Raw genomic sequence first — 25,538 nt, forward strand, 5'->3', positions numbered from 1 at the left:
ATGTATTCGTTCTAAATTAAAGCTAGCAGAGCGCCAACATAAGGTAGCTGAACAATATCTATCATCAACAACAGCTCAAATTAAACGATATAAGAACTACCAGACAAAACTTCAAAGCCTTATATCCAAACTATCTACTCTAAACTCTAAAACTGATGTACTTAATTCATAAACATCAGAACTAGAGTCGGAAAAAAACACCTTAGTTCAGAGCTTTTCGAAGTAAAAAGGACAAAAATAGCTGTCGATGCGGCTATAGAACCTCTGGTAGATAAGCTTCGTAAACGGTATAAAGAAATCGAAGAAGCTAACCGCAATGCGAGAACGGCTCAAGATTTTGCAAACCTTCTCAATCAGGCTCAATCAAAAAATGAAAGACGACGAATACATACTGAATGTGAACGGCTATTTGAGAATGGGAAACCTCAACAAATCATAGATAGGTCAATTAAGGATTGAATCGTTCAATCATAAAGCTAAATGACAGGATAACAAGGTTAGCTCAAGTTGCTTCCATTGATATTCAAAAAATCATTTTAGATGGAAGCAATTTATTAAATAGCCAAGATGACTTCATCGCTCTAAAAGCACTAATCCCTGTAACAAATCATCTGATTAAAGACTACTCTGTTAAAGTGATTTTCGATCCAGGAGCCTCTACTATCCTCAAAATAAACCCCGCTAAACTCAAAAACGCTTTCGATGAAAGAGTTGAAGTTATTATTGCGACATCTGAAGCTGATGAATTAATACTAGATTTGGCTGAAGATGAAAAATCTATTGTACTATCAAAAGATGGCTTTGCTGAATTTCCTGATAAAGATGCCGTTATATGTAAAAGTTCGTATCTTAAACTTAACCTGACAGGACACGGATTCAAAATGAGGAACTGTCAGATTAAGTCTGAACTTCTACAATTAATACCCCAAAGAGTGAAAAACCACCCAAAAGGTAAATTTTGGCGAGACCATTGATTCAATAGCCTCACCGTTGTTTTAATCAATTAAATCTGAAAATCACTGTTCTCTTTTAGGGACTGCTGGATTTTTTCCATCGCTTGTTTCTCGTCCTTGTCATAAGACGCATATCCAGTATAGTAACTAAGTACCCTACCACTCAAAAATCTAAATAAATTCGCATCGTCTTCATCACCGAAGAACTGTTTCCAAACCAACATTTCTTCAATACCATTTTCCAAAGTAAAGTGGCGCTGTTTTAAAGCCGCTATATCAGCATCAACATTGCTTGAGTTCATCAACGCTCTCTGGTCAAATAGTTCGCCAAAATATAACTCGATAGTATCCTTCTCCTTACTCCTATCTGATGAGTAATCTGCCGCCCAATCCTTGATATAACTGAAAGGATCAATACCGCTAAAATCATTAGGTACCATATAAACTTTAGCGAAATCAGACCCTGAGATATCAATCGGTTCATTCACCTGCTCAGTAACGATATCAATATCACCCTCAAACTCATCCATTAAGTGCTTAAGCATATTGACCTTGTTTCTAAGCTGGATTCGAGTTGAAAGATATAAGTTATCAGCTTTGTTAAACTCGTAATAAGCTTCCCTGTAATAGCTATCTCTATTTCTGACATTCTCGTCTTTAATGGATAAAGCCTGGTTGATTCTTTTAATCTCAGTTTGCAGATTGCTAATTTGTCGTAAATAGCTGCCCTTATAACCACGAGCATCATATAAGAATTTAACCACGTCGTTATATTCTTTGTTGGTCGGCTGCACTTCGTTAATATCTTTAAGGATATAATCCTTGTAAGCAGGCATTAATTCAGTAAGCACTTTCTCTTTAACACCTTCAGATTCAAAACCATCCGGATTATTGGCATAAAACGACGTTAAAACAATCTCGAGCAAATTGGCATCCAACACTCGGTAACACTTATCATTTAGCCATACTGGTGCACCAGTTTGCTCCCAATATCTGCTATAACCTTCGGTACCGTAATCGTTAAGAGTAAAAGCACAAGCAATCTGATCCTGGTTAACTTCCTTATACTTCATGTCAGTTTTACTTCTTGACATAAGATCGGCGGGGCGTACATTATTGTCAGCAAGTAATTTCTGAGCCTGTTTATTCAGGTTTTTATAGACTGTGTAGCCACTTTGAAAACTGTTTTTCTTTTCAATCAACTCAGCTTTTTTTGCAGTCAGCTCAACCACTTTTTTGTCGTGATTGGCAATCTTTTGTTTCAATGCTTCAATCTCTTTCTGCTTCAGATTCACGCTCTGATTAAAAGAGGTTTCCCAGCGTTGTGGCTTTGATTCAAAGTATGCAATATATCTTTCTTTATCATCATCCGCTAATGCAGGAAAGCCATCCAACTGTCTTTTAAACTCATCAAGATTACGATCCGCAGAAACCTCTCGATCACTTCTATTCTTGGAAATATAGTCACCAATTGCATCAACAGTTTCTTTACTCATCAACAGAGCGACATTTTGCCCCTTATCAGAAACATCCCCTGTAGGAATATCTTTAAATACCAATTCATCAGGGCCTGACGAACACCCTGTTAGGGCTAATGAAGCTGCTATAACAGCTGCTACCAAGTTCAATTTAAATTTCATATTGCTTATCTATCCTCAATTAATTCATCTGTTTTTCTACAATTTTTCAGTTATGTTTAACTTTTCATTTTCCAATCGCCATCTACCTTTAGCATCTTTTGTATAATTGTGCTTCCGTCTTTAGTAGTCATCTCAATTTTGGCTTCATTCTCACTTTCTGATAATAATTTCAACTCAGCCCCATCAAACTTGCTGCAAACTTCCAACATCGCATCAGCCATCTTCTTTCTCTCTGATTCAGGGAGTTCAAGATACATTTTTGAAATCTTTGACATATCTTCTGGCACTCCAGCATCAAACATAACTTGAATGTCACCTTTACTACAAAGTTCCGACATAGTGTTCTCTAACACATCTACTGGCCCATCACTACAACCACCTAAAATTAATGAAGAGCCCAAAAGAGCTGACAACAACAAAGATTTTTTCATTTTCTTACACCTTGTTTTTACTTAGCAACCAAGTTAATTCACCAAAATAATGCTGTTTCAAACAGCATGCGTGAAATTAAGTACAAGTAAACTAATACCTTTTCCATACTTTAAAAAGGGCATTTCTGAAAAACACTTTCATCAAAAATGCCTAGTTAGAAAACTCTAATATTAAAACCACAACTAAACTAAAGTTTATTTACCTAATATACTTACACACCCCCAAACCAATGTCAATAGTTTATTTTTTATATAGACTTATAAATCATGATGAATTGAATAAAACACTTCAGCCGACTGAAGGAAAAGAGCAATGTCTATCAAACAAGCAATAAAACAAGAATTCTGGTGGGCATAAATCTTAAAAAAAAAATTTTTTTTTGCCGTTCCAATAAAAAACGTTTTGAAGAATAATCCTATCTCATTACTGCAATTACCTAAATCGTTCTTGCGCTAAACACTCACAAAACAACCTTACAAATTCATATAGTTAACAACCTTAAAAGCATCTTTTTAAATGTGGAAATCTCATTCGCCGAATACTTAATTTAAAGCACTCTACATTCCTAACCCCAAATAAAATATAAAGTATTTATTTAAAATAGACTGTTTAACTTATCTAGATATTTGTATAAGATAGCAATATAAAAGTATATAACCTCAATAAACTATATTAAATCAACATGAAAGATAGAAGAATTTTAATGGTTTCAAACAATCATATAGAGCTTACAAAGAATATGGCGAGAGAACAGTTTCTGCTTTTAGGGATTTGTTGATGATAAGTTTTAATGAATACATCAAATGCTGTAGACAGAAGCTGGGGCTCACCCAAACCAGGATAGTTGAAGAACTTATAAAGCATAATGCATCTTTTACAGGCTTAGATATCACGACCTATAGCCGCTGGGAAAGAGGGGTTACCACGCCAAAATATCAACGAAAGAAATCAATTTTAAGTTACTTTTTTTCTAGAACGCTGACATTTTATCCATACATAGATTTTGAAAATAATAGCAATTTGCATCAATCTGCTCAAAGGTTGCCTTTGCCAAATTCATTGCATAATCACCTCTTAGTGATGAATTTACCAATGTGCCACTTCCCCGATAAACAAATAGAAAGCATCCCAATCCAGGAAAGCAATCAATCTTCTCTAGCTACGAGCTTCAATCATTTGATCATCAAAGCTCTATACGACTTTAATATAAACACAATACGTCATAAACACTTAATCTCTAACCCAGGCAACTTCAGTATGGTTTGCCTATTCAATGACAACTATATGGGTCATTTATTTTGTTTAAAAATCAAAACAAGTGTTTATCACAAATTAATTCGATTTAAGATGAGCGTCTCAGAACTAAACACAGAACATCTTGCCGATGACTCAGAAGATGGCGGGTTACTTTTTTTCGGACTTTTCAGCCTAAGTAATGAAGTACTAAAAAATCTATGGGCACAGCTTTATAACTGGCTGGCAATAAATCAAAAGAAAATCCAGTTTATTGGCGCTATCACCTCTGACAAGGAAAGCTTTCACACCCTACTGGAATTAGAAATAGAACACATTGGAACTACAAAAAGAAAAACCAAAATCTATCACAGTCTTAGCTCACCTTTAAAAAAAGTAATGCTTTCCGAACCGGTGATAAACACCATGTTTTACCCTGTAAAGAATTAAATACAGATTACTCTTAATTCCGAGAAAGTTTCCAACGCCCACCACATGACTAGAAATACTACTGAATGGCTAGATTCAAATATTCATTTATTTGAGGGTTTCTATAGAATGTAGCAAAGCGTTTTTCTTCTCAATAAGAATTTTAATATCTTGAAAGTTATTAAGGGATTCATAGCTCAAAATCAGTCTATCTAAACGCTCTAAATACACATTTTCCCAGCGCTTAGGATTTTGTTCATACAACTTCTCCGTTACTAGCACCGCTTCCTGATAATATTCAGATGCCTGCTCATTTTCCATCAATCCTTCCTGATATGACACCTTATAGATAGCTGCAAGATAATCTAACCAACCAGCATACTCCCCACCCCAACGCTGAGGATCACTTTCAAACAACTCATTCATAATTGCAATTGCTTGACCAAAAGTTTCTACTCCCTTCTCAAATCGACCTGGAGTCGTCAAATAAGCCAGAGCCAAGTTAGCAAGACGATCAGAATAATGCTCTTTCCAACGAGCAGGGTCTTGTTCATACCCCCTTTTTACAATCTCCAGTGCATACTCTAACATCATAACACTTTGATTTTCTTCTAAATTATTCCTTTGATAAGCATCAGATAACTTACCTAATAGCAAAGAATATTCCTCCGTCCAACGTATAGGTTCCTGTTCATACACACCTTTTATAATTCTTAGCGCTTGTTCAAGAAACTGGATCTCCTTATCCTGTTGAACCGAAGCACTAATTGTTAAACAGCCAACATACTCTTTAGTCCAACGAACAGAGTCGTTCTGATACAATTTCTCCGTAATTTTTAACGCTTTCTTGATGTACTGAACAACCTGTTCTGACAAATGATTCTGAAGCATGTGATGAATAGCTAAACGCATTAATCTATCAGCATACATCGATTCCCAGCCTTTCTGATCCTTCGTATACAATAGCTCAACGACTTGTAAGGATTTATCAGCAAGGCTTATCGCTTGCTTACCCAAATTATGATGTGAATAGATCGCAGCGAGATTCGCTAGCCCATCAGAATATCCTCGTCCCCAGTACTTCGGATCTTCTTGATACAAGAATTCAGAAACTTTCAAAGCTTGCTCTGCATACTTCATCTGCTGATCTTTTAGCTTCTTATATCCATAAAATACGGACATTTGAATTAACAGCGTGATATAAACCTTTCCCCAAAGCATTTGGTTCGATTCATACAACTCCTGTACAACTGTTTGTACTTGCTTAAAAATCTTATATGCTTGTTCTGACTGGTTTAGATTAAGATAAGCCGCACCAAGTTCAATTGATATTTCGACATAGTGCTCGGTATAACACACCGAATCAGAATCAGATTCATATAACACAAGTGCAATCGCCTGCGCTTGCTCTTCAAAATCCACCAACTGTTCTAAGCGGTTTTGATCTCCACAAAGGATAGCAAGCTGATACAACAGTTTGCTATAAACATAAGGAGCTTCATTACATATTTGTTTATTTGCCTTTGATTCAACTTCACATTTAACCACTTCGAGTAACTCAAGGGCCTTCAAAGCATAGTTTTCATTTCGTAACGCTTTCGCAACGTGAAGAGCGTTATTAATATAGTCAACAGCCCAGATTTCTGGCTCTTTACCGAATCCCCATTCAGCAATATTAAATAGGGCTTGAGCCTTGCTAAAATCATCAAATAAGGGACAAAGTTCTTCATCTTTCAATGCCTGCTCAACCGTATCATATACTTGCTCAGCCAATTTACTAATAGCTTTTTGATTCCCCTCTAACAAACGATAAAGCGTATTTTCAAGCTGCTGCTTTAGAAATACATCGAACAAGTTATGACGGTATTCAAAACCATCTACACGTTTTTGTAAACGTCTTAATATCTCGTAAGATTCCTCTAGCACCTCATAATCTTGCTCACGCAGACAGATCCCCGGCTGCGCTTTCAACAAAGTAATCAAAGCAGTCAATTCAGGAATCTCTTCTAGCTTTAACTCAGTTAGTTTGGTCACAAGATGGTTAATAAGTTTCGAGCTGAATGGGCTGCCTAACAAGCTTGAAAATAGCAAGCTAAACAGAGCGGCATCACCATACTCATTGAAATACTGTTTAATGAGCTCTAAACGCTCTTCCATAATCGCATAGGACGCTAAGTTAAAATGCTGTTTTCCATCCTTGATAACATCTATTTGATAAGAGCTTTGGTATGCTTCTTTTAATGCAAAAAACGTCATGTCGATTACATTGAGCAATTGCGTGCTTGATAAATCAATTCGTGCTTGAATTGGATTCTCACTGACACGCATGAAAACTGGCTGAAGCCCTTGAATTTGAGCATTACCTCTTTTGAAAAATTTTGGATCTCCCAAAACGTTAAGCGTTTCTATGGCAAATAGGGTTACGACCTCTTTCTCATCGGCTTTGCCTTCTTGAAGATGCTGGATAACACTTTGAGCAATTGATTCAACCTTTTTCTGTATTTGACCTTGCTCTGTTTCATTTGAATGAGGAACTATACTGGTGTGAATCAATTCGGCCAGTGTCGACTTATTCATCCCCTTTAAACCTTTCTCAGGGATTAGCTCTGTAGCAATATTATATCGGTTAACTAGATATGTCTGATATCCTGATAAAGTATCCACACCAAGCGGCAAGTGCTTTTTTTTCAATTTCTGATTAAGATTGCAACCCTGACATGAAATACCAAGCAAAGATAAAAGGCTTATGGTGTAAAAATGCTCAATTGAACTTTGAGCTTCTCGAGCCAACAATTTTAACTTTGTCACACTGTCTGAACCTCGCGCCGTGACTAGGAACTCAATCGAATATTTTGGCATGAGATGATTCAGGATAAATTCTGCCACTGATTCATCAATCCATTGCAGGTCATCGATATACAACAGCAACGGTAGTTTTTTACCTGCGATTTTTTCCGACAACATTGAAAGCGCATCAATACTACTCATCAAACGTGAGAATAGCAGCGTGGATTTATATCCAGTTGTAGAGCCTCTTTGGCTTACTTTCTCAGCATTCAGACTTTCACTAATATATCGAGCCATTTCTGGAAGCTGAATCTTATCATTGTCTAGTTCAACAATATTTTTGAGTGTTCTATAACCCGTTAAGGCAATTAAAACATTCTTTGATCGCTTACCAATCCCCTCGTATTGCTGTTTTTTGAGTGCATCAGAAATATCTTTCCAAGTTGCATCAATACCTGTTTTGATATCATCAAAAATTCGCCCTGAAAATCCCTGATGAACGGCCGCATAAGACTCTAGACGATGCGTTTCACTGACAATGGATTCAATCAATGAATCCAATCCCGTGGTAGCTGAACTCAATGTAGGGCTATTGAAAACCTGTAAACTCACCTGAGATTCGTTCAGGTGAAGCAAAGCCTCAAGCTTTTCTTGTTCTTTTTCACTAAGCTGTTTTAATTGATTTGTTTGGGTTCTTGCCTGCAAAAATCGACGAGCTAAAGCACTTTTTCCTGTTCCCGGCTCGCCTTTTATAAGGCTAATATGTAATGTATTACACGCTACGTTATTACCATATTGTTTAACATCTTTCTTATCATCATTAAGCACGCCAACGTTTTGCAAAATCTTTTCATGCTTTGAACGTAAACATAAAAGCTCCTCCTTTCTACCTACAAAGGCGTGTCGATTGATAAATGGCTTGGGTATATCTGAATCTAAACGTTCTAGTAACTCATAACGCTGACAAAAGCGACGAAATCCGATTAACGATTTCTGCCTGCTCTGATTGATGGGATCTTCAAATTTTGAATTCAGTTGATATTGAGGATTGCTATAAAGCAATACAAAGCTAATACCTGAATGAATACTTTCCGCTCCATTCTCCCATTTTTGGTATTTTAATTCTTTACTCAGGGCTGCAATTAGCATAAGCATCCGGAAAGAAATTTCATCTAATGAATATGGGTCATCAATAACAATGATTTTAGGCACCCTCAACCCTATAGCCATCATCATAGCTAACAATGCATTGGTCGCTTCGTTCGCATTGTTAGCATTTTTAATTTTTTCAAGTATCTGATTCAATGATTGTCTGGCAAGGTCTGCTAAATAAAGCTCAGCGCTTGAACGCCAAGTATCATTAATATAAGAACCTGATGTGTCAACAATATCTTCAATACTATTTTCAATTTGGTTTGTCACCGCGTTGTGTATCTCTTCAACACCGCGTTCTTTGAGCCAATGACTGACTCCAAACATTACCTGATTTAGATTTAGGCTAGCTCCAATTTCTTCAATCAACTCCCCAGCACTACCAATTAAGTCATTAGCCTGTTCATAAACTGATTCAAGTCCACTCGCAACATAATCTGCAGCAGCTCCAGCACCAAATTTTGAAATGGTAAATGCAGCTGCCTTAAAAAACTGTGAACGAGTCAAACGTTGTTTGATACTAGCTTCTAGGTGATCATAAAGTAAATCGAATAAAGTTTTTCCTTTGGATAATAACAAGACATTGGTGAAATCACCATCTAAGCGTTTACTATCTTGATCAAAGCCATAAACTGAGCTGGCAACCCCTGCAATTGCCACTGAAATTTCTGTCTTTTTGAAATGTGTCTCATCTTCATTCTGAAGCTTTGTAACATCCGAAGAGTTTATTTCAATAAACAGTGGAGTTTTAAGTGAATCAACCAGATCAGACTTGAAATTATCAACTAATAATTTTGATTTCATGATTGAATTTTATCCTTTAGTTAAGCCTTTATTTAATCGGTAACCTTTAATGCTGGGGAAAACCCTTTTCTGAGGAACGCGGTGTTCTTCACGAAAGTCGTTAAATGTTGATGAGATAAATAAACGGAAGGTTTTATTTTTAAGCACTAGTTAATTCCTAAATTGATTAGCCTTGGTTGAAAGCATTAAACACCCAAAAGATCATCTGTAATAAAAAGCTTTTTAAAAATCACAAAACGCTCTAACGCTAATGGAGATCCACCTTTAATTATTGAATTCCACCTGATCTCTGCGGGTTCAGAACGCAATTTATTGATTTGCTCGACGTAATTCTCTTCTCCCAAACGGGATTTAAAATGCTTGATATAGGGTTTAACCTGAGCACTTAGGGCTTGTTCAATATCCACCACTTCTGACTTAACACCACTTTGATAAAAGCTGATAAATGCCTCAGTAAATTCAGACAGTTCTTTGAATTGCTTTGGTTTAAGAGCTGTAAAATATTTTTGATACTGGCTAAACGCGCGATTAAATAGCCCCGCTTCCATATAAAGACAGGCAAAATGGGTCAGCGCATTAAAATAGATCCTGGACTGTTCTGCAGGCACCTGATCTTTGAAAACCTCGGCCTTATCCATATGCCGCTCATACAGCTCAATGATTCGGCATGGCTTTTTATCTGAGCCATTCAAGTCAATAAGATGCTCTAAAACTTTATAAAAACTTTCTGGATTACCTAAATCAGAAGCCAAAATTTCTAAACATGTGTCAAGACGATCATATTTTTCAAAATCATCTAAATTGTTATCAGGATCTAATGAGGTTTCCAACAAAGAAAGACAGTATTTGATTGCCCACTTTTCAGGTAACTGCTGATAAAGCAACTCCAAAACAATTAATTTGTTCTCGACCAAATCGTTAACAGCTTCGCTATCTTCTATTTTTTTTAGCTCAGCAATTTTCTTCGACAATATCAGGTAACTGTCTTCATTACGCTCATAATCAGTTTGATTTACTACATCTTCTGCCACTTAATTACCCTAACTGAAACGCCAACCCGCTCTTTCAACTTCGCCTATGCAAATAATGTTGAAAAGCACTACATCTTTCCTAACCGCGTAAAAAATAAACTCTTTGGGATGACGACCAAAAAACCTTTATTTTTAAAATAAACTAGATTAAACTCCATGTTAAGCATAATCTCAAGCAGTTTTTACTTATTAACCAATTAATAATAACTAGGAAGTACCGAATGAAGACTTACATCTTATTTATTCTATTGCAGTCCGGGAATATGCACTCCATGGAGTTTGCCACCTATAATGACTGCGCCACGGCTCAATCCCAATTGCAAACAGTGATTGAAAAACAACAGGGTCACGCCCAATGTTTATTGAAAGGCTCAGTTGTCTCAGACAGTTTAGACAAAACCAAACAGGCATTGGCTGACTGGCTAACCCAACAATCCGACAAATAATCACCATCGTACATCTACGTTAAAAACTGGCAGATAAAAATGAAAACACTGTTATTAACCGCTAAATTCATGGCTTTACAAGAACAATCCGATAAAGTTTACTTGGTTCACCTTAAAGCCGCGTTTTATTGCTTAGAACCAATAAAATCAATCAGCGCCAAAACTAAAAAGCAGGTTCAAATAATAACGGAAGCCATGCAAAAACTGGATGTACACCATGATAAGCTTTACCAAAACTATGCCAAAAAACTCAGTAACAAGACGCTCAGTCAAATGGCTACTAAAGACATTGTTTTATTTGCCGAAGAAACCAAAAACTTTATTAAGGATGAGCTTCTGAGCCAGAACATAGAGTTGGATTCTGATAAAGCCGAAAAATTATTCCAACTCAAAACATTCTCACAAAGCTATACCTCTTTATTTCAAGAGTTTGAAATTATTAAAGAGAAATTATCTAATGATGTATTTGGCCAAGACCAAGCCATTGAAGATTTAACCGACCTTCTCGTTAAAAGTAGTTGGAATGAGAACGAGAGCCAACCTAAAGGTATCTTTCTATTTTTAGGCCCTCCAGCCACAGGCAAAACATTCCTTGCCGAACGTTTCGCTTATTACAATAAACCTGATTACGAATATAAATATTTTGATATGACCCAGTTCACTAATGCAAACGAAGCATTTGGCTTATTTGGTGGTCGAGAAGGCTATTCGGATGCGACCTCTGGTGAACTTACCCAATTTGTCAAAAAACACCCTAAATCAATTATTCTGTTTGATGAGTTTGAAAAAGCCCATACTCAAGTTTTGTTAGGTTTGCTTAAATTGCTTTCTTCTGGCTTTGTAAAAGATGAACACACTCACGAAGAAATAGACTGTAGAGATTGTATTATCATATTTACCTCTAATCTTGGTAAGTCCATCTATAGCAATGCAAGCTACCTCAATTTATTAAAAAACTCCCCGCAACAGGCTCGTGCCAGCATTATTGCTAATATCGCGAAAGAGACCAAAATTGAACGCGATGCAGTCGTATCCGCCATTCCAGCCCCACTACTTTCTCGCCTTTCACAAGGTGGCGTTCTACTGTTTAATAAACTGGAATTTAACCACTTAATAAAGATTACAAAAAAACAATTAACGAAAGATCAAAAACTATTTAGTAAGAAAACAGGTCTTGATATCACTCTGCCTAAAAAGCACATCAATGAGTTACTGACACTTAGCTTTGCGCCAATGTTTGACATTCGAGAAATTAAATCTCATGTCGGCTCGTTAATTATTGACCCTATTACCGATTTGCTAAGAACGCAAACAGAAGCCTCTGTTCAAAAAATAGAATGCAAACTTAGCTCTGCAGCGTCTAAAAAACTAGCGCAATTTGATTTTGACCAGCTACATAGAACATTGGCAATAAAAAACCAAACGCTCAACTTTACTATCGACCTAAAAATTATTGATGACACTTTGGTTTTAACTCTAGACAATCTAGAAGAAAAACAGATTGTCTTAAGTGATGATATTGGTTCTAGCGGTGGCATTACCGTTGATATTCCAAACATCAAATTTAGTGATATTGCCGGTCATGAATTTATTAAAGAGCGATTGCAAGAGACGTTATCTTTACTCAAGAATCGCACTCAAATTAAAGCTCTTGGCGTTACCCCTCCTAATGGTATGTTGTTGTACGGACCACCAGGCACAGGAAAAACCATGTTGGCTAAAGCCTTTTCCAATGAGGCTGGCTTGCCGTTTATTGCTTGTTCAGGCCATGACTTATTGTCAGAAAAATTCATTAACGACCTGTTTCAGCGTGCCAGGGACTATGCGCCTAGCATAATCTTTATTGATGAAATTGATGCCTTGCCAAAACGCGGCAGCGCCGGTGCTCTGGCCGATGCCCTGTTAAATAAGCTTCTGACTGAAATTGATGGCTTTCATAACAGCGAACAAGAGATTTTTATTATCGGTGCCACCAACCTTAAAGAAAAACTCGATTCAGCTCTAATTCGCTCTGGTCGTATCGACTTGCACTTTAAGGTACCGCACCTCGATAAAGCCGCTCGCCAGTGGTTTATCGAAAAACAACTCAAACACGAACTTTATTCTCATGATATGGATATTGACCAGTTACTTCTTGTCACGGCTGGTTTAAGTGGTGCTGATTTGCTAAAGGTTCACCGAGAATCTGTCTTACGTGCAATGCGCAACAACCTATCGGAAATCAACCAAGAACTCTTGATTGAAGAAATCAATATTTTAAAATACGGCGCGAAGCGTAGCCGAAAAAGCTGTGAAGAATTATTACAAGAAACCGCTTACCATGAAGCTGCGCATGCGGTTATTTCAAAAGCCCTTCTTCCCGAAAGAGGTATTGAACAAATTACAGTAGTCGCTCATGAAAACACCTTGGGAATGGTTGCTTACAACAGAGAGCAAGAACTTGATCACACCAAAGATTTTTTATTTTCTTTAACCTGTATTGCGTTGGCAGGCCGTGCCGCCCAAGTCAAACAATTTGGCGCTAAAGGACTTGATACCGGAGCCAGTAGCGATCTCAAACAAGCCATGCACTATGCCTGGTTAGCAACCGTTAATTACGGCATGGATGAGAACAGCTACAACATGGATTTGGCGAGTTTACAAGAAATCTCACAATTACAGCTATTTCAACCGCGCATAGAACAACTAATCCAAAATTGGATTGAAGCAGCAAACAATGCCATAGACGAGCTTATCGAGAAACACTGGCAACAGATTGAAGCGGTCGCCAATGAGCTGCTTAATAAAGAGATATTAAGTGAAAAAGACTTATGCCATATAATGGAGTCTCAAACACAACAAACAGCCAAACAGACTAAGTGAGGTTGAACATGTCTACCAATAGAGAACGATTCTTACGCTTATCCGAAGCTCGATTAGAAAAGACCATCAAACAAATTGAGCTTATAGGCAATCTGTCCGATAAAACCAATTACAGCTATCATCCAGATGAAGTTGATGATCTTTTTGCGCAAATTGATGATGCTTTAAAACAGGCTAAACAAAAGTTTAAAGACAAGCAAAAAGCCAAAAAACTTAGTATGCCACGAGGCATTTAATTAAATCGCAACAATTACACTGGATTCAGGCATTCTAGATATTAAGCCTTAGAATCATTTTTTGGATTAAATGTTAAATAACAGACTTATTAATATGTCGAAAAAATCAATTATCAAACTCATCACTTTTGCCGTACTTTTCATTCTTCTTTTATGGTCCGTTGCCTGGGTTTTGGGCTTATTTGGGCTAATGCCAACAGGAGATGCCGACAAACCACTCTCCATTGCATTCAGTAGCTTTGATGTGCTTTTTGCCGGTCTCGCCTTTGGCGGTATTATCATCACGACCTATATGCAGATCTCTGAACTCGAAGAAAGTAGAGAAGATCACAAAAAAACGATTGAATCCACTGTGCAAATCGCAAAAACAAATGAAAAGCTCGCACAACGAGCCGATGAAAAGTATGTATTAGATCTTTTTCAAACCTACTGCAGTGACTACTTTCAAAAGGTCAAAAACGATTCGCAAAAAGTGCTTTTCAGCTGCATTGGCTCTCGCCCATATTGCAATTTTGTCGTAAGCCGTCTTTTTGCGGCTTACCCATTAGACTTTCCTGATCAAAGCCTCCCTAAATTAAGACAAATACAAGGACTCAACGAACAACAAGCTAATGATGAAAAAATTAAACAGATTGACCAGCGTTGTCGTTACAAATTTGATGAACTTATCAACTTTTTCACCCTGCTCACCAGTGCGGGCAATACCAAAGAAATAATCAGTCGCTGTGATTTTTCCTATGCTTTTTGGCGCCCTTATTTTTGGATGATTGCCATCGAACAGCATAACCGCTATGAAAACACACCTGAAATGAAACCCTATGTTACAAAACCTTATTTTAAAGAAGTGGTTATCAAGCTCGATGAAATCTATGGTTTCACGCCATTAACAAACGATGAAGATGTATGGGACTTTATTAAAAACCACCCGAAAATTTCACCGTTTATAGATGAAAACTTTTAAAAGCAGCATCAATGAACAACCAATTTTTTCAGCTCATTAAAGCACAGGCAAAGTTTTACACCAGCCCTATTCACGGTATTGCCCATTGGCAGCGCGTCGAGAACTATGGTCTCTATCTCGCCGACTTTTCCAATGCCGACAAAGTGGTAGTATCATATTTTGCTTATTTACATGACTTACAAAGAGAAAATGAAAACAAAGATCCCGAACACGGATTAAGAGCGGCTCAATTTATTGATAAACATGCAGATCAAATTGATTTGTCAGAAAGCCAATTATCGACCTTAATTTATGCCTGCCAACACCATACCAAAGGCAGAGAAACCAACTGCGCTACCGTTGCTACATGCTGGGATGCGGACCGGTTGGATTTAACTAGACTGGGAATCGAGCCCAATGAAAATTATCTGCTTACTACAGAGGCGAAACGTATAGCGATCGAAAAGGATTTTAAGCTACTAAGGTCATTGTTTTAAAAAAATTGAACACCACCATTATCACTTTTCCAATTCGGTGAATATTTTAGGTACTCTGTCTTAATTAAGTTGGATAGCCATTTTACGGCTGTGTGAATCTTATTGTTCAATATATGGATGGAGTTCAGCTTTCAAAGCCCTCTTAGGTGAGTTGTTTGATTAATAGAGTGGGCATATAATCTTTGATAGTTAAGCCTTGACCAGATTGCAGCTGTTAAGAGCTTTATTGAAATCGAAATCAGCGTCATTTCTTTTATGGTTATCGTAAAAAATGACGCTGATTTCTTAACACTATTGATTTGCTAAGAAAAAACCAACAACCAATAAACCCGTAAGCACTAATGGCAATAGGCCCCAGAAAAGCTTAGTCAAAAATTCACGAATCATGACACCTAAAAAAGATATAAAATCTACAGGCAAAAAAAAGGCAAGTATCATTGCAATAAACCTATCTTCGGGAGCTTCTCTTTTTACCCATGTTTGATAAACATTTGCTTGTCGATCTCTATAATCAGAAATATAGCTATCCAACTTTGGTTGATATGACTCATCACTTTCATATACATTATGTGTGGTTTCAATAATTTCATCAGGCCCAATCATGTTCCTTTTCTTTTCTGTCGTAGTGTAAGTATCCAATTGCTGTCGACTAGGTGCTGCATATATTTCTCGTCCACATGTTAACAAAGACACAAAAGCAATAATTGCCATTCCACCAGCATAAAAGACCCACTCATCATCACTGAGATGATCCTGAAAAATCGCATAAACACCGAAAGGAATGCTAAAAAAGAATCCTCCCCATATGAGAATTCTCCCCCAGAAACGTAAACTAAAATCTTGGTAATAGTTAAAAAGTGCCCTATTTATCATCTCAAAAACCTAACTTAATATATTTCGAAACAGGCCTAATAGTAATAGTAGGCGCAATAACGACTTTAGACAAAATTTCTTGTGCATATTTTAAATATACTGAAATATTAAATAACAAAATTCAATCAGATACAATTAATATACGTATTTTTATCAAATAAATGAACACGCAGATCTTCTCTAAAGGTTTGACAGTAAACATCCATAAACCTCATTTTAATTTGCTGTCCTTTAGCAAGGTTGATATAAATTATCGGATTATTTTTTTTGGAGAATATCAACGCCTTTAACTACCATTCTTCTAAAATTTGTATCCTTCATCTTATCGTTGATAGATTTTCTTAGAATTGCATTATTAGGCATACTCGAACTCCAATTGAATCGACACTATAATTGATTGTTGATTTTTCAAAATTAAATTGAGATAACATTAATAACCGTAGCAGCATTGGAAAACAAAACCCCGTTACGCTTATGCATTCCATGCGCCTGATGAATATGGCCTGCCAAATGCATCTTAAGGTTATCTAGCTCATCAATACGCTCTTTAAGTGTTTTACAGCCTAGAGAATCATCACAGATGCCGTAAACAGGCGTATGCGTTATTAGAATCTCTGTGTTATCAGGAATATGACTCCAGTTCGCTTCATTAGGAAGATATGTGAACGGCATATTAAATTCAGAGGGCGAAGCGCCCGAACCATAAAACTTAATACCTTCTAGCTCTACGCTTGAGTTATTTAAGTAGTTAATGCCTGTGAAGTCGAATTGCTTTGGATTATTAGCTAAGTCTTCATCGTGATTACCGCCAATAAAGATGCGGTGCTTGAAAGGCTGTACTCTAAACCAGTTCAGAAAAGCATGAGTTTCAACATCAATTCCGTATTCACTAAAGTCACCGCTATGCACAAGAAACTCTCCGCCAGGTAACGATAACTCTCTGTGTTTGCCATGTGTATCACTAATATGCACTAATCTCATTTTCTTTCCTGATTTAGTAAAGCCCTTGTTAAACTACTTTTGCAGATCAATTAACACTTCTCTTAATGCGGTTAGAGTCAGTGTTTATAAGGCTTTCAACGTTCAATTGTTTCTCACAAGCATCATTTGACTGCTTTTCGCTAAAAACCTTTGATTCACGCCACTCTTTACCTTTATCTAATCGTTTCCCAGGTCATCTACTTTTAAGATTGTGAGTCTGTCTGATTTATCAAAAGTATCAATACAAGCACTGAAAGTTGTAAAAACAGGCTGTTCAAAGCAACTGTGTCCATGCACTGTATAGTCAATATCAATCAAGACTCTCTCAATTTTTGTGAACTCCTCGACCTCGCTAGACACTGAAAATTTTAACCTACATTCTTTGTTGTAGCTTATCCTAGAGGGTATTTAATTGATAAGTTCTGATTTACAGACTAAATTGCTCTAAAGATGTGGCCACTTTTACTTGACCACTACAATAATTGTGAAGAAGGAACATACAAGACCTCTCTGCAAAATCGACTGACTAGATAATGTGTACTAGCCCAGACTCTACTTCCATCTAGTCAGAAACCAATAAACTAAACACTTTTTCATAAAGCGTTTTTTTAACTCCGCTATGGCTACTAGAAGAGTTTACATCGGAACCTAGGGCTACAATCAATGGATAAATAGATTTTTCATTTATGTACCCATTAGAAGTTAATGGTTCTGTGCCATAAACTTGTTCATAAGACGATTGCCGAATTTTGTTATTCTTATGCCCTGGATTTGAGACCTTACGTGGGATATATAAGCAGTTACCAATGCTATAGACCTCGTAAGCTTCACTTCCTTTATCACGAAACCCAAGACGTACCTTTGATTCCATTTTTTTCTTAGAAAAAGTCCCTTTCATCAACCCTTTTCTAATTTCATCTCGGATATTTCTTGAAATATCTAGTTCAAGGTCACAGTATTCATAAGCTTCATTTGCAGCATTTCCAATAAAAATTTGGGTTATTTGACCGCCCCTTTCAATAAAGATAAACGAAATACCATTGTTTTTATAAAGAGCATCGAGGCTTTGTTGTGTTTTCTCTTCAGCTTGTGCAAGAATATCAAGGAAATCATCAACGTTATCAGAAAGTTCGAAGTCTTCAATAAAGTCAATAAACCTATCTCCAAAACGATTAACACCTATTTGCCCAAAGGTGTTGATTTCTACTAGGCTAATATTCTCACCTTTAACCAGGAATGAAGCTAAGGCTCCAAAAAAATTGAACCTTTTAGCGTTTTCACTCTGCTTAACTCTGCGACAAGAATAATAATGAACATTGAAGTCATTATCTAAGCTCACATTTTGAATACTTGAAGAAATGGGGGCTTTCTTGCCAAGAAGCTCTCGCTTTTGAATTACCTCAAATAGAGTCCGCTTGAATACCTCTTTGCTAGGGTTATTGATATCCCCCTTCAAAAAAAGGGTTTCATAAAAAACTGACTGCATAGGGCTAAACGAGTTATTGATAATACTGTTTAAACGAATCTGTCCATAAGTGTCCAAGTTCTCATTTCTTGAACTTGATATCCAAGGTTCTTCTGATGTGAACTGCGTTATATAAATATCCGCAAGTTCTGGAGACTTACTAACTGTTAAAACAACATCTACATCGTCAGACAACCTCTCCACGGATAACTTTTGAAGTGCTTCAAGTGCTACTTGTTCATCAAATGACTCAAGTTCGTAAAGGCTATCATCAAAATAGATAGCAAAATTTTGCGTATTAGAAAGTGATAACCCACCAAAATTTTTCGAGATGTATCCAAATGAGTCATTTTCAGGGTTTGTATATACGGAATACGAATTCTGTATTTCTGGTCTTATGAATTCTATATTGCACTCTTCTAAAAGATTCTCTAGATGTTTTGACCAATAATATTCATGCAGAACCCTAGTGTTAGCCTGTTCATCAATGTATTTTTCAGCCTCGCCTTCATCAGTTTGCTTGGTCCTATGCTGAATGTATGGGAAGTTTGGCTTTTTTAATGTACTTTTTCTTAAACAATCATAATCAAAAATGTATATACCTTGTTTATAGGCAATAACTCCTTGGCTATCCTTTGGGAGATATCTCTTTGGACTAACTACACTTAAGTTAACCTCATTGGGTCGCAGAGTGCTTCGTTGAACACTCACAGAGAAAATATGGTCTTGGTCGGAAAAAGAATATGCAAATGACTGACGACCCAGAGTCAGTTCAATATCATTTTCAAGTTCAAGCTTTTCAGTTAAAACAGGTTCAAAACCTTTAAATGCTAAACATAATCGAATAAGTGATAGCGTAAACCATGAAATCTCTTCCGTAGAACTGAAAGCCTTTTGATAAAGGTCTCTTAACTCAATATCAAATGAAAGCTTATTTTCATTCCCAAAAACTAGGCAAACTCCAAAGTATGTATCCTTGTTTTTAAAAGATGCTATACCTTTAATGTTCTTTTTTTTCTCATATGATGGATTATTTGAAGATAAACGAGAATTCACATCTTCTACTAGAGCCTTATATGCTATTTCAGGCTTATCAGCTTTAGTCATGCATGGAATAAGGGTCATATTTTCATACTGTTTGGTTTTATCAATCAACCATTCAATTAACTGCTCATTTACACGACTACAGTCTTTTATTGCCAGAGAATTAAGCTTCATAATTAGCCTCCTTTTCTTCATGTTCAAGAACCCTTAGCAGGTCCAATGACAATGCCTTTACAGATGAGTTAAGAGACAAAGTAAAGACTCCATTTTCATGACGTTTCATTTGAGGAACCGCATTCTCATTCACTCTTGTGTTCAGAATGACATACTTAACTGTATAGCCCGGTAAGCTCTCTTTAATCGTTTCAAACTTCGACTCTGATGACTCGAATAGCCTCTGGTTTAAACCGATTGAAGGATTGATACCAAAATACTCAGAATTAGATAAGCTTTTAGCATCAATAGCGAGTACAACATTTTCTTTAACGATATAAAAATCAGCTAATTCATAAATACTATTTAATGTTTTTGACTGAATAGAAGATAATTCACGGACATCTATAGAAGCCAAAACCAAAGTTCTAATAACTCTACTTACAACTAATTCACCTAAGTTCCCAATCAAATCAAATAGAGCCCATGGCTGAACAAATGTATAAAGGCCATTTTCATTAGAAGAGAGAGCGTTGGTAACACTTTGACCATTTTCACTTAAAGCGTTCACAAGCTCTGAATGGTTTTCAAGGTAATTAACAACATCCACTTCAAAGCCATTGTTATCAAAGAAAAAACTTGTCTGATTATTGTTAATGTGAGTCTCTCTAATACGATACGAATCTATCGGGATATTTTTTTGAACCACAATCAAATCAATAAAAGCTTTAAAACGAAGCTGCTGCCTTTTAGGAAGTTTATGCAAGGCCACATTCAAACCTTCCAAATAAGCTTTTATTCCATGGGTCCAGCAAACTGGGCTGCGGTAAGCCTTGTAGAACTCAACAAACGCTAAAACTGTTTGCGTTTCAGTACCAGAACGATAACTCGCCAACTTGCTAAGAAGCGTTGATTTACAGTCTTCGAAAACTTCTAGCTCTGGAGATAACTGTTTTTTAGACGTGAGAGGTTCATTATTCTTAAGACTTAAATAACCATTAGACAACCTTGAATTGACTAAAGACATACAGTTGATTTGTTGATGAATTTTCTCATCATTCTGATGTTGAAAAATAGCCTCAAATCCTTTGTTAAAAATCTCATCGACTTCATTACATAGATATATTTCTTGCTCTTGCCTTGCATTAGTCCTTTCTACCCTTCCTATGCCCTGCATCAGCATAGAAATCAGTGAAATTCTATGTTGTTGTTCAAAGAACTTCTGCATTACAGGGTCAGTTTCAGCAGTATTCAAGTCAATTTCAGTATTATAAGTTGCATGTTCATTTTGAAGTACATTTTGCCTAGAGTATTCCTCTAACATATATATGTATTTCTGAGCACTCAAAAAAAACCTTTTCTCTGCTGACTGCTTATTGAGAGAGTTCGTTATCGGAGGCTTTATAGAACTATAAAATGGAGGGGCACAAACATATAACGCATCTAAATCCCTTTTCTTAGCTTGTAAAACTCTACTTTCTTTTATATTTGAATCGTTAAAAAAGTCTGCTTGCTTTTTCTCTTCACTATTTCTTGAAGACTTGAGTTGTGGATGCTTAAAACCATCAACAATCAAGTTTAGCCCCCTAGCAGCAGATTGGTAGGCACTAACAATACAAACTGAGTTTCCATGGCCAGAAGATAGAATTAGCTCCATAGGGTTGAAGCCCGGATCTTGTGCTTGCTGATACACCCTAGAAGGGTAAGGCAATTTCAAAAGCTCTTTTAATTTATAGCTAACTGAGTTTGGATTAGAGTTCGCCTCCTTTAAAAGTTTGACTAATTTCTTTTCCAATGACGCCGAGTAAAAAACAATAAGAAGTGGTAATGCCTTAGATGAATTACTGTAACGATTTGCAGACTTTTCTTTCAAAATTACAAGCCCATAACCTGCACTAATTTCTTCTGCATCCCCTGCCGAACCAAATAATATTTCGAACGAATAAACCTTATCGCCAATAAAAATAGCTTTATCTCTTAAAGCACCTGAAATAGCTGACAATGCAAAGTTATGCGTTTGTGCTAATGCTAGAGAAAACCTTGGTTTATTTTCATTTAAAGAGCTTCTTTGAGTATTTTCAATTGCCGAAAATACATTTCTGAATTCAGTTTTTTTATGACGGTTAAAGCGCCCTTTTATAAACTTTCCAACCAGTACTGTATCGCTACCAAGCTTCTCTTCTTCTTTAGCTTTTATATACGTCATACTTAAGACTTTATCTGCTAGTTCAAAAGAGCCATCAAAGGATTTGTTCTTAATAATTTTCTTCTGGGCTCGCTCATCTTGCTTCAACTTTGTAAGAGCAAAATCATCATCAGTCATATCCTGATAAACAACCTTTGCTTCTTTACACAGGATAGAAAGCGACCCAGTTGAAAAGGCTGAGATATGTGCATTGTGAAAACCACCAGTAGCACTCATTAAAAATACTTTATTGCGTTTTAAAGGAGCATTAACCAAAGATACAATGAATCTCTCTGGCGACATCCTTCTCATATAGACGGGAAATGAGACACTATTTACACCACCACAAGGAGACAACTGATATCGTTCATGCTTGCTTTGCACAATGCCGTAAATGGTGTGTCCTCGCCTAAAGGCATAATCGCTATCAATTAATGTCTTTTGATGACATTGATTGGAATGAATCCCATCTTCAAGGATTTCATCAAACTCTCGGCCATCAGAAAAAGCCTTAATAAACTTCTCCCTACTGACATTACGAACCATCCTTAGCAAGTCTTTAGAAGTAGCAGTATGCAGTTCATCTTCTAAAGAATTCCTTTTATCAATATTGAACGGAACACTGACACCTGACAAACTTTTTACACTTTTTTCTAAAGCCTCCCAGTCATTACCAAGAATAGATTCCTCTACAAGATTAATCTCCTTCTCTAACCCCTCAAGACTACCCTGCTCTTTACTAAAATGGCGCAGATGTAAATATGTTTCAGTAATTAATAGAAAGAAGTAATAAAGAGGTACTGTTTTGAAGTTTGCATACTTCTGGAGACTATCACTCCTCACAATCCGGAAAGAGCTAGGCATTATTACAATGTAATAATCATCTAAATGTCGGCTGGGAGTGAACCCAAAAAATTCTCCCCCAAAAGCACTTGTAGTATTAAAGACTTCACTATCAACTTTACTTTCTACAGTACAGTATGGAGCATTTAAAGACCCTGCCCCTAAGTCAGATAGCTTTTCAAAAGTCTCTTCTGAATCCAAGTCATTAGCTTCAGACACAGCTTTAAAGAGACTATTTCTAATTTTTAGGCAACGTTCTTTTGCGATAATTCTAGGAATAGAGTCATCTGTTACATGATTATCTAAAAAAGGAAGAAGCCGTTGTCCGGAGTCATCATAAAGTGACTTTAAGTTTTTATATGACTTGTCACACAAGACATCCCCCATTTCTTTGAACAAAGAACCGATAGACTGAAGCAAATTAAAATCACGAAAGTTTTCATCTAGACTATCTTTTATAACTTCTTTAGCTGCATCCGACTCATCTAAGAAAAAGGTAAAATCAGCCATGAAAATTGAAGATTTAATGTCGTCTTCAGCCTCTTCATGCTCCAATGACATTTGTGCTAGTTCATCAATACTTCTAATGTCCTTGGTCCAGTTTAATCGCCCATTCTTTAGTAGTCGTGGCTTGAAAAAATAGTGTTTTGTCATCAATTTTGCCGTTGTCATCCCCAATAGGAAAAACTTGGAACTTGATACTTGAACATGAAAAAAAGGAAAGAAAGAGGCCGTAATCGCTCGAAACTGCTCATAGGATTTTGGATGTTTTGACCTAAACACCACCTCTAGCAAATCTGAAAATGTCTTATTTTTGTACGAGTCTTCACATAATTTTGTTAAAGTGCCAGATAGAGTTTTTGCCAGGTTACGAATACGTTCTTTTTTACTCGCCTCTTCCTGTTCTCGATAAATATTAATAACTTCTTCATCACCATTAATCTCGCCCTGCTTCTCATCAATTAAATAACTTAAAGCTCTGGCTTGTGATTCAATTATTTCTAAACGTTTAAACTGTTCATCAAGACCATAACTGTTGTCTAATTTTTTAATTATCTCTGTGATACTGCTTTTTAATGTTTTAAATAAAGTGTTTGTCGAATTTCCAGCTACAAAGAAGAGGTCCTTGACGATGTCTAAAACATTACCTTCTACTTCCATATTGGATAAGGCAATAGCAGAAACTGGCCTAACCTTTATTACTTCACATCCGTAATCACCTAATTCCTTAACAATTTTGGCATCAAATTGAATTTGGTTATGTTGCGGTGCAGTAAAAATATAAATTTCATTCGCACTCTGACTATTAATTTTCGATTTGACATCATCGAGAACAGCCACTTGAGCAGAGTAACTTTTTCCTAACCCTGTTCCTGATGTAATTGATTTAACAAAGCCATTTACTGTATCTGCATATGCAAACGGATAGAGTGGTGCAAGGCTTATTTGAGCCATAACTAAATCTCCTATGCTGCCCAAACGATAGGTACAAACTCCCCTTACCCTTAGGGCAAAATAACAAAAAGCGCTAATTGACCTTAAACCGTCAAAAAGTTACTTTTACTAAATCTAACTTTCTATTCATTTGCAGAAAGTCGCACAGGAGCAGACTACAAATCTTTCGTAAATTACATTTAAACATTACTTCAAGTACTTGTAAACAAATAAGTACAAAGACTTATAAATATAATTCTAAAAATTAAAATTCAAATTGTTATTACCTTATTTTAGAAATTCTTAATTAGAAATTAAACACGTCATCTCGTTTAGACTCTATAAAGATTACGAAATCATACCCATACGGAAACCTTGCAACACATCGTCTTGTTCTAAGATGAAATTCCATTTGGTCCGGCATGCAATAACCGACTTCCAATGGAAAATTGGAACAAACTCCGTCGACAACATCGCTTGCTTCAGTCCTATCACCCTCCGCATCGTAGCCAACCGCGGAAAAACTCTCAATAAATGGTTTTTTGAACTCTATAAACCCATCTTCCCCCTGATTCCCACCCCAAAAATCAGCATCAAGAATGTCATACAGGTTCCGTTTCTGATATTGTTTAACCATATCTTTTAGTATGTCTTGATTTGCGTCAATCTGTTTATCAGGATACGGATTTTCTCTAACTTGTAAAAATCGGTAAATCAAATTCCCACTTAGAACGTTTTGCCAAGCCATTGCTGTCAGCACTAAATCTTCAAATGCTATAAGGTGTTCTCTATAGGCTTGACAGTAAACATCCATAAACCTCATTTCTATTTGTTGTCTATCATCAAGGTTGATATAAATTATCGGATTATTTTTTTGGAAAATATCAACAGCTTTAACTGCCATCGTTCTAAACTTAAAATCCCTCATCTTTTTGTTGATGGATTTTCTTAGAATTTGTTTATTAGGCATACTTGTACTCCAAAAAATCGCTACTAAAAAGAATTGTCTATTTTTCTGAAATTAAATAAAGATGACATTAATAACCGTAGCAGCGTTAGAAAACCAAACTCCATCTCGCTTACGCATACCATGTGCTTGGTGAATGTGACCACAAAGA

The 25,538-nt window shown here is 36.5% G+C and carries 16 protein-coding genes; 7 read left to right on the forward strand and 9 right to left on the reverse strand.

Annotated elements, in window-relative coordinates:
- Window positions 1-455: 455 nt before the first annotated feature.
- Window positions 456-974: a hypothetical protein gene (locus tag B076_RS0107825; protein ID WP_028486815.1), complete on the forward strand. Its 519-nt coding sequence runs from the start codon at window positions 456-458 to the stop codon at window positions 972-974.
- A gap of 29 nt (window positions 975-1,003) precedes the next feature.
- On the opposite strand, the gene B076_RS0107830 is transcribed toward B076_RS0107825, so the two are convergent.
- Complete coding sequence (locus B076_RS0107830) at window positions 1,004-2,593, reverse strand: hypothetical protein (RefSeq protein ID WP_028486816.1); 1,590 nt, start codon at window positions 2,591-2,593, stop codon at window positions 1,004-1,006.
- A 56-nt stretch (window positions 2,594-2,649) separates the two neighbouring features.
- Window positions 2,650-3,024, reverse strand: a complete 375-nt coding sequence (locus B076_RS0107835) for a hypothetical protein (RefSeq protein WP_028486817.1) — start codon at window positions 3,022-3,024, stop codon at window positions 2,650-2,652.
- Between the two features lie 778 nt (window positions 3,025-3,802).
- On the opposite strand from B076_RS0107835, the gene B076_RS0107840 reads away from it, so the two are divergent.
- Window positions 3,803-4,708: a helix-turn-helix domain-containing protein gene (locus B076_RS0107840; protein WP_028486818.1), complete on the forward strand. Its 906-nt coding sequence runs from the start codon at window positions 3,803-3,805 to the stop codon at window positions 4,706-4,708.
- A gap of 87 nt (window positions 4,709-4,795) precedes the next feature.
- Here B076_RS0107840 and B076_RS0107845 read toward each other — a convergent pair whose 3' ends face one another.
- On the reverse strand, window positions 4,796-9,430 hold the full coding sequence (locus B076_RS0107845; RefSeq protein ID WP_028486819.1) for a hypothetical protein: 4,635 nt from the start codon (window positions 9,428-9,430) through the stop codon (window positions 4,796-4,798).
- Between the two features lie 185 nt (window positions 9,431-9,615).
- Complete coding sequence (locus tag B076_RS0107850) at window positions 9,616-10,461, reverse strand: hypothetical protein (RefSeq protein ID WP_028486820.1); 846 nt, start codon at window positions 10,459-10,461, stop codon at window positions 9,616-9,618.
- 221 nt (window positions 10,462-10,682) lie between these two features.
- On the opposite strand from B076_RS0107850, the gene B076_RS0107855 reads away from it, so the two are divergent.
- The 5 genes from B076_RS0107855 (at window position 10,683) to B076_RS12475 (ending at window position 15,442) form a co-directional block, all read left to right on the forward strand.
- Window positions 10,683-10,907, forward strand: a complete 225-nt coding sequence (locus B076_RS0107855; protein ID WP_028486821.1) for a hypothetical protein — start codon at window positions 10,683-10,685, stop codon at window positions 10,905-10,907.
- Window positions 10,908-10,946: 39 nt separating this feature from the next.
- Window positions 10,947-13,769, forward strand: coding sequence for an AAA family ATPase (locus B076_RS13035; protein WP_051347252.1), 2,823 nt, complete (start codon window positions 10,947-10,949; stop codon window positions 13,767-13,769).
- An 8-nt stretch (window positions 13,770-13,777) separates the two neighbouring features.
- Window positions 13,778-14,005 (forward strand): hypothetical protein, encoded by a 228-nt coding sequence (locus B076_RS0107865; RefSeq protein WP_038150487.1) that lies wholly within the window; start codon window positions 13,778-13,780, stop codon window positions 14,003-14,005.
- A gap of 94 nt (window positions 14,006-14,099) precedes the next feature.
- The gene (locus tag B076_RS0107870; RefSeq protein WP_028486823.1) at window positions 14,100-14,966 is read left to right on the forward strand and encodes a hypothetical protein; all 867 of its coding nucleotides are present in this window, start codon (window positions 14,100-14,102) and stop codon (window positions 14,964-14,966) included.
- Between the two features lie 11 nt (window positions 14,967-14,977).
- A complete protein-coding gene (locus B076_RS12475) occupies window positions 14,978-15,442 on the forward strand; it encodes an HD domain-containing protein (RefSeq protein WP_051347253.1) in 465 nt (154 codons plus the stop codon).
- A gap of 291 nt (window positions 15,443-15,733) precedes the next feature.
- Here the strand turns inward: B076_RS12475 and B076_RS0107880 are convergent, their stop codons facing one another.
- From B076_RS0107880 to B076_RS0107905, 5 genes are all read right to left on the reverse strand, one after another.
- Entirely contained in the window at window positions 15,734-16,315 is a 582-nt protein-coding gene (locus tag B076_RS0107880) for a hypothetical protein (RefSeq protein ID WP_028486824.1), read from the reverse strand.
- A gap of 414 nt (window positions 16,316-16,729) precedes the next feature.
- On the reverse strand, window positions 16,730-17,296 hold the full coding sequence (locus B076_RS0107890; RefSeq protein WP_028486825.1) for a metallophosphoesterase family protein: 567 nt from the start codon (window positions 17,294-17,296) through the stop codon (window positions 16,730-16,732).
- 562 nt (window positions 17,297-17,858) lie between these two features.
- A complete protein-coding gene (locus B076_RS0107895) occupies window positions 17,859-19,979 on the reverse strand; it encodes a hypothetical protein (protein WP_028486826.1) in 2,121 nt (706 codons plus the stop codon).
- The gene (locus B076_RS0107900; protein ID WP_028486827.1) at window positions 19,969-24,441 is read right to left on the reverse strand and encodes a hypothetical protein; all 4,473 of its coding nucleotides are present in this window, start codon (window positions 24,439-24,441) and stop codon (window positions 19,969-19,971) included. Before B076_RS0107900 ends, B076_RS0107895 begins: the two co-directional genes overlap by 11 nt.
- A gap of 286 nt (window positions 24,442-24,727) precedes the next feature.
- Entirely contained in the window at window positions 24,728-25,390 is a 663-nt protein-coding gene (locus B076_RS0107905; RefSeq protein WP_028486828.1) for a hypothetical protein, read from the reverse strand.
- Window positions 25,391-25,538 lie beyond the last annotated feature (148 nt).

This window comes from Thiomicrorhabdus chilensis DSM 12352, assembly GCF_000483485.1.
In the GTDB taxonomy this organism is placed as follows: domain Bacteria; phylum Pseudomonadota; class Gammaproteobacteria; order Thiomicrospirales; family Thiomicrospiraceae; genus Thiomicrorhabdus; species Thiomicrorhabdus chilensis.

What these genes read in the sequence shown, in the direction of transcription:
- B076_RS0107830 (WP_028486816.1), bottom strand. Translation starts at nt 2,593, where the DNA reads ATGAAATTTAAATTGAACTTGGTAGCAGCTGTTATAGCAGCTTCATTA.
- B076_RS0107835 (WP_028486817.1), bottom strand. Translation starts at nt 3,024, where the DNA reads ATGAAAAAATCTTTGTTGTTGTCAGCTCTTTTGGGCTCTTCATTAATT.
- B076_RS0107840 (WP_028486818.1), top strand. Translation starts at nt 3,803, where the DNA reads ATGATAAGTTTTAATGAATACATCAAATGCTGTAGACAGAAGCTGGGG.
- B076_RS0107845 (WP_028486819.1), bottom strand. Translation starts at nt 9,430, where the DNA reads ATGAAATCAAAATTATTAGTTGATAATTTCAAGTCTGATCTGGTTGAT.
- B076_RS0107855 (WP_028486821.1), top strand. Translation starts at nt 10,683, where the DNA reads ATGAAGACTTACATCTTATTTATTCTATTGCAGTCCGGGAATATGCAC.
- B076_RS13035 (WP_051347252.1), top strand. Translation starts at nt 10,947, where the DNA reads ATGAAAACACTGTTATTAACCGCTAAATTCATGGCTTTACAAGAACAA.
- B076_RS0107865 (WP_038150487.1), top strand. Translation starts at nt 13,778, where the DNA reads ATGTCTACCAATAGAGAACGATTCTTACGCTTATCCGAAGCTCGATTA.
- B076_RS0107870 (WP_028486823.1), top strand. Translation starts at nt 14,100, where the DNA reads ATGTCGAAAAAATCAATTATCAAACTCATCACTTTTGCCGTACTTTTC.
- B076_RS12475 (WP_051347253.1), top strand. Translation starts at nt 14,978, where the DNA reads ATGAACAACCAATTTTTTCAGCTCATTAAAGCACAGGCAAAGTTTTAC.
- B076_RS0107880 (WP_028486824.1), bottom strand. Translation starts at nt 16,315, where the DNA reads ATGATAAATAGGGCACTTTTTAACTATTACCAAGATTTTAGTTTACGT.
- B076_RS0107890 (WP_028486825.1), bottom strand. Translation starts at nt 17,296, where the DNA reads ATGAGATTAGTGCATATTAGTGATACACATGGCAAACACAGAGAGTTA.
- B076_RS0107895 (WP_028486826.1), bottom strand. Translation starts at nt 19,979, where the DNA reads ATGAAGCTTAATTCTCTGGCAATAAAAGACTGTAGTCGTGTAAATGAG.
- B076_RS0107900 (WP_028486827.1), bottom strand. Translation starts at nt 24,441, where the DNA reads ATGGCTCAAATAAGCCTTGCACCACTCTATCCGTTTGCATATGCAGAT.
- B076_RS0107905 (WP_028486828.1), bottom strand. Translation starts at nt 25,390, where the DNA reads ATGCCTAATAAACAAATTCTAAGAAAATCCATCAACAAAAAGATGAGG.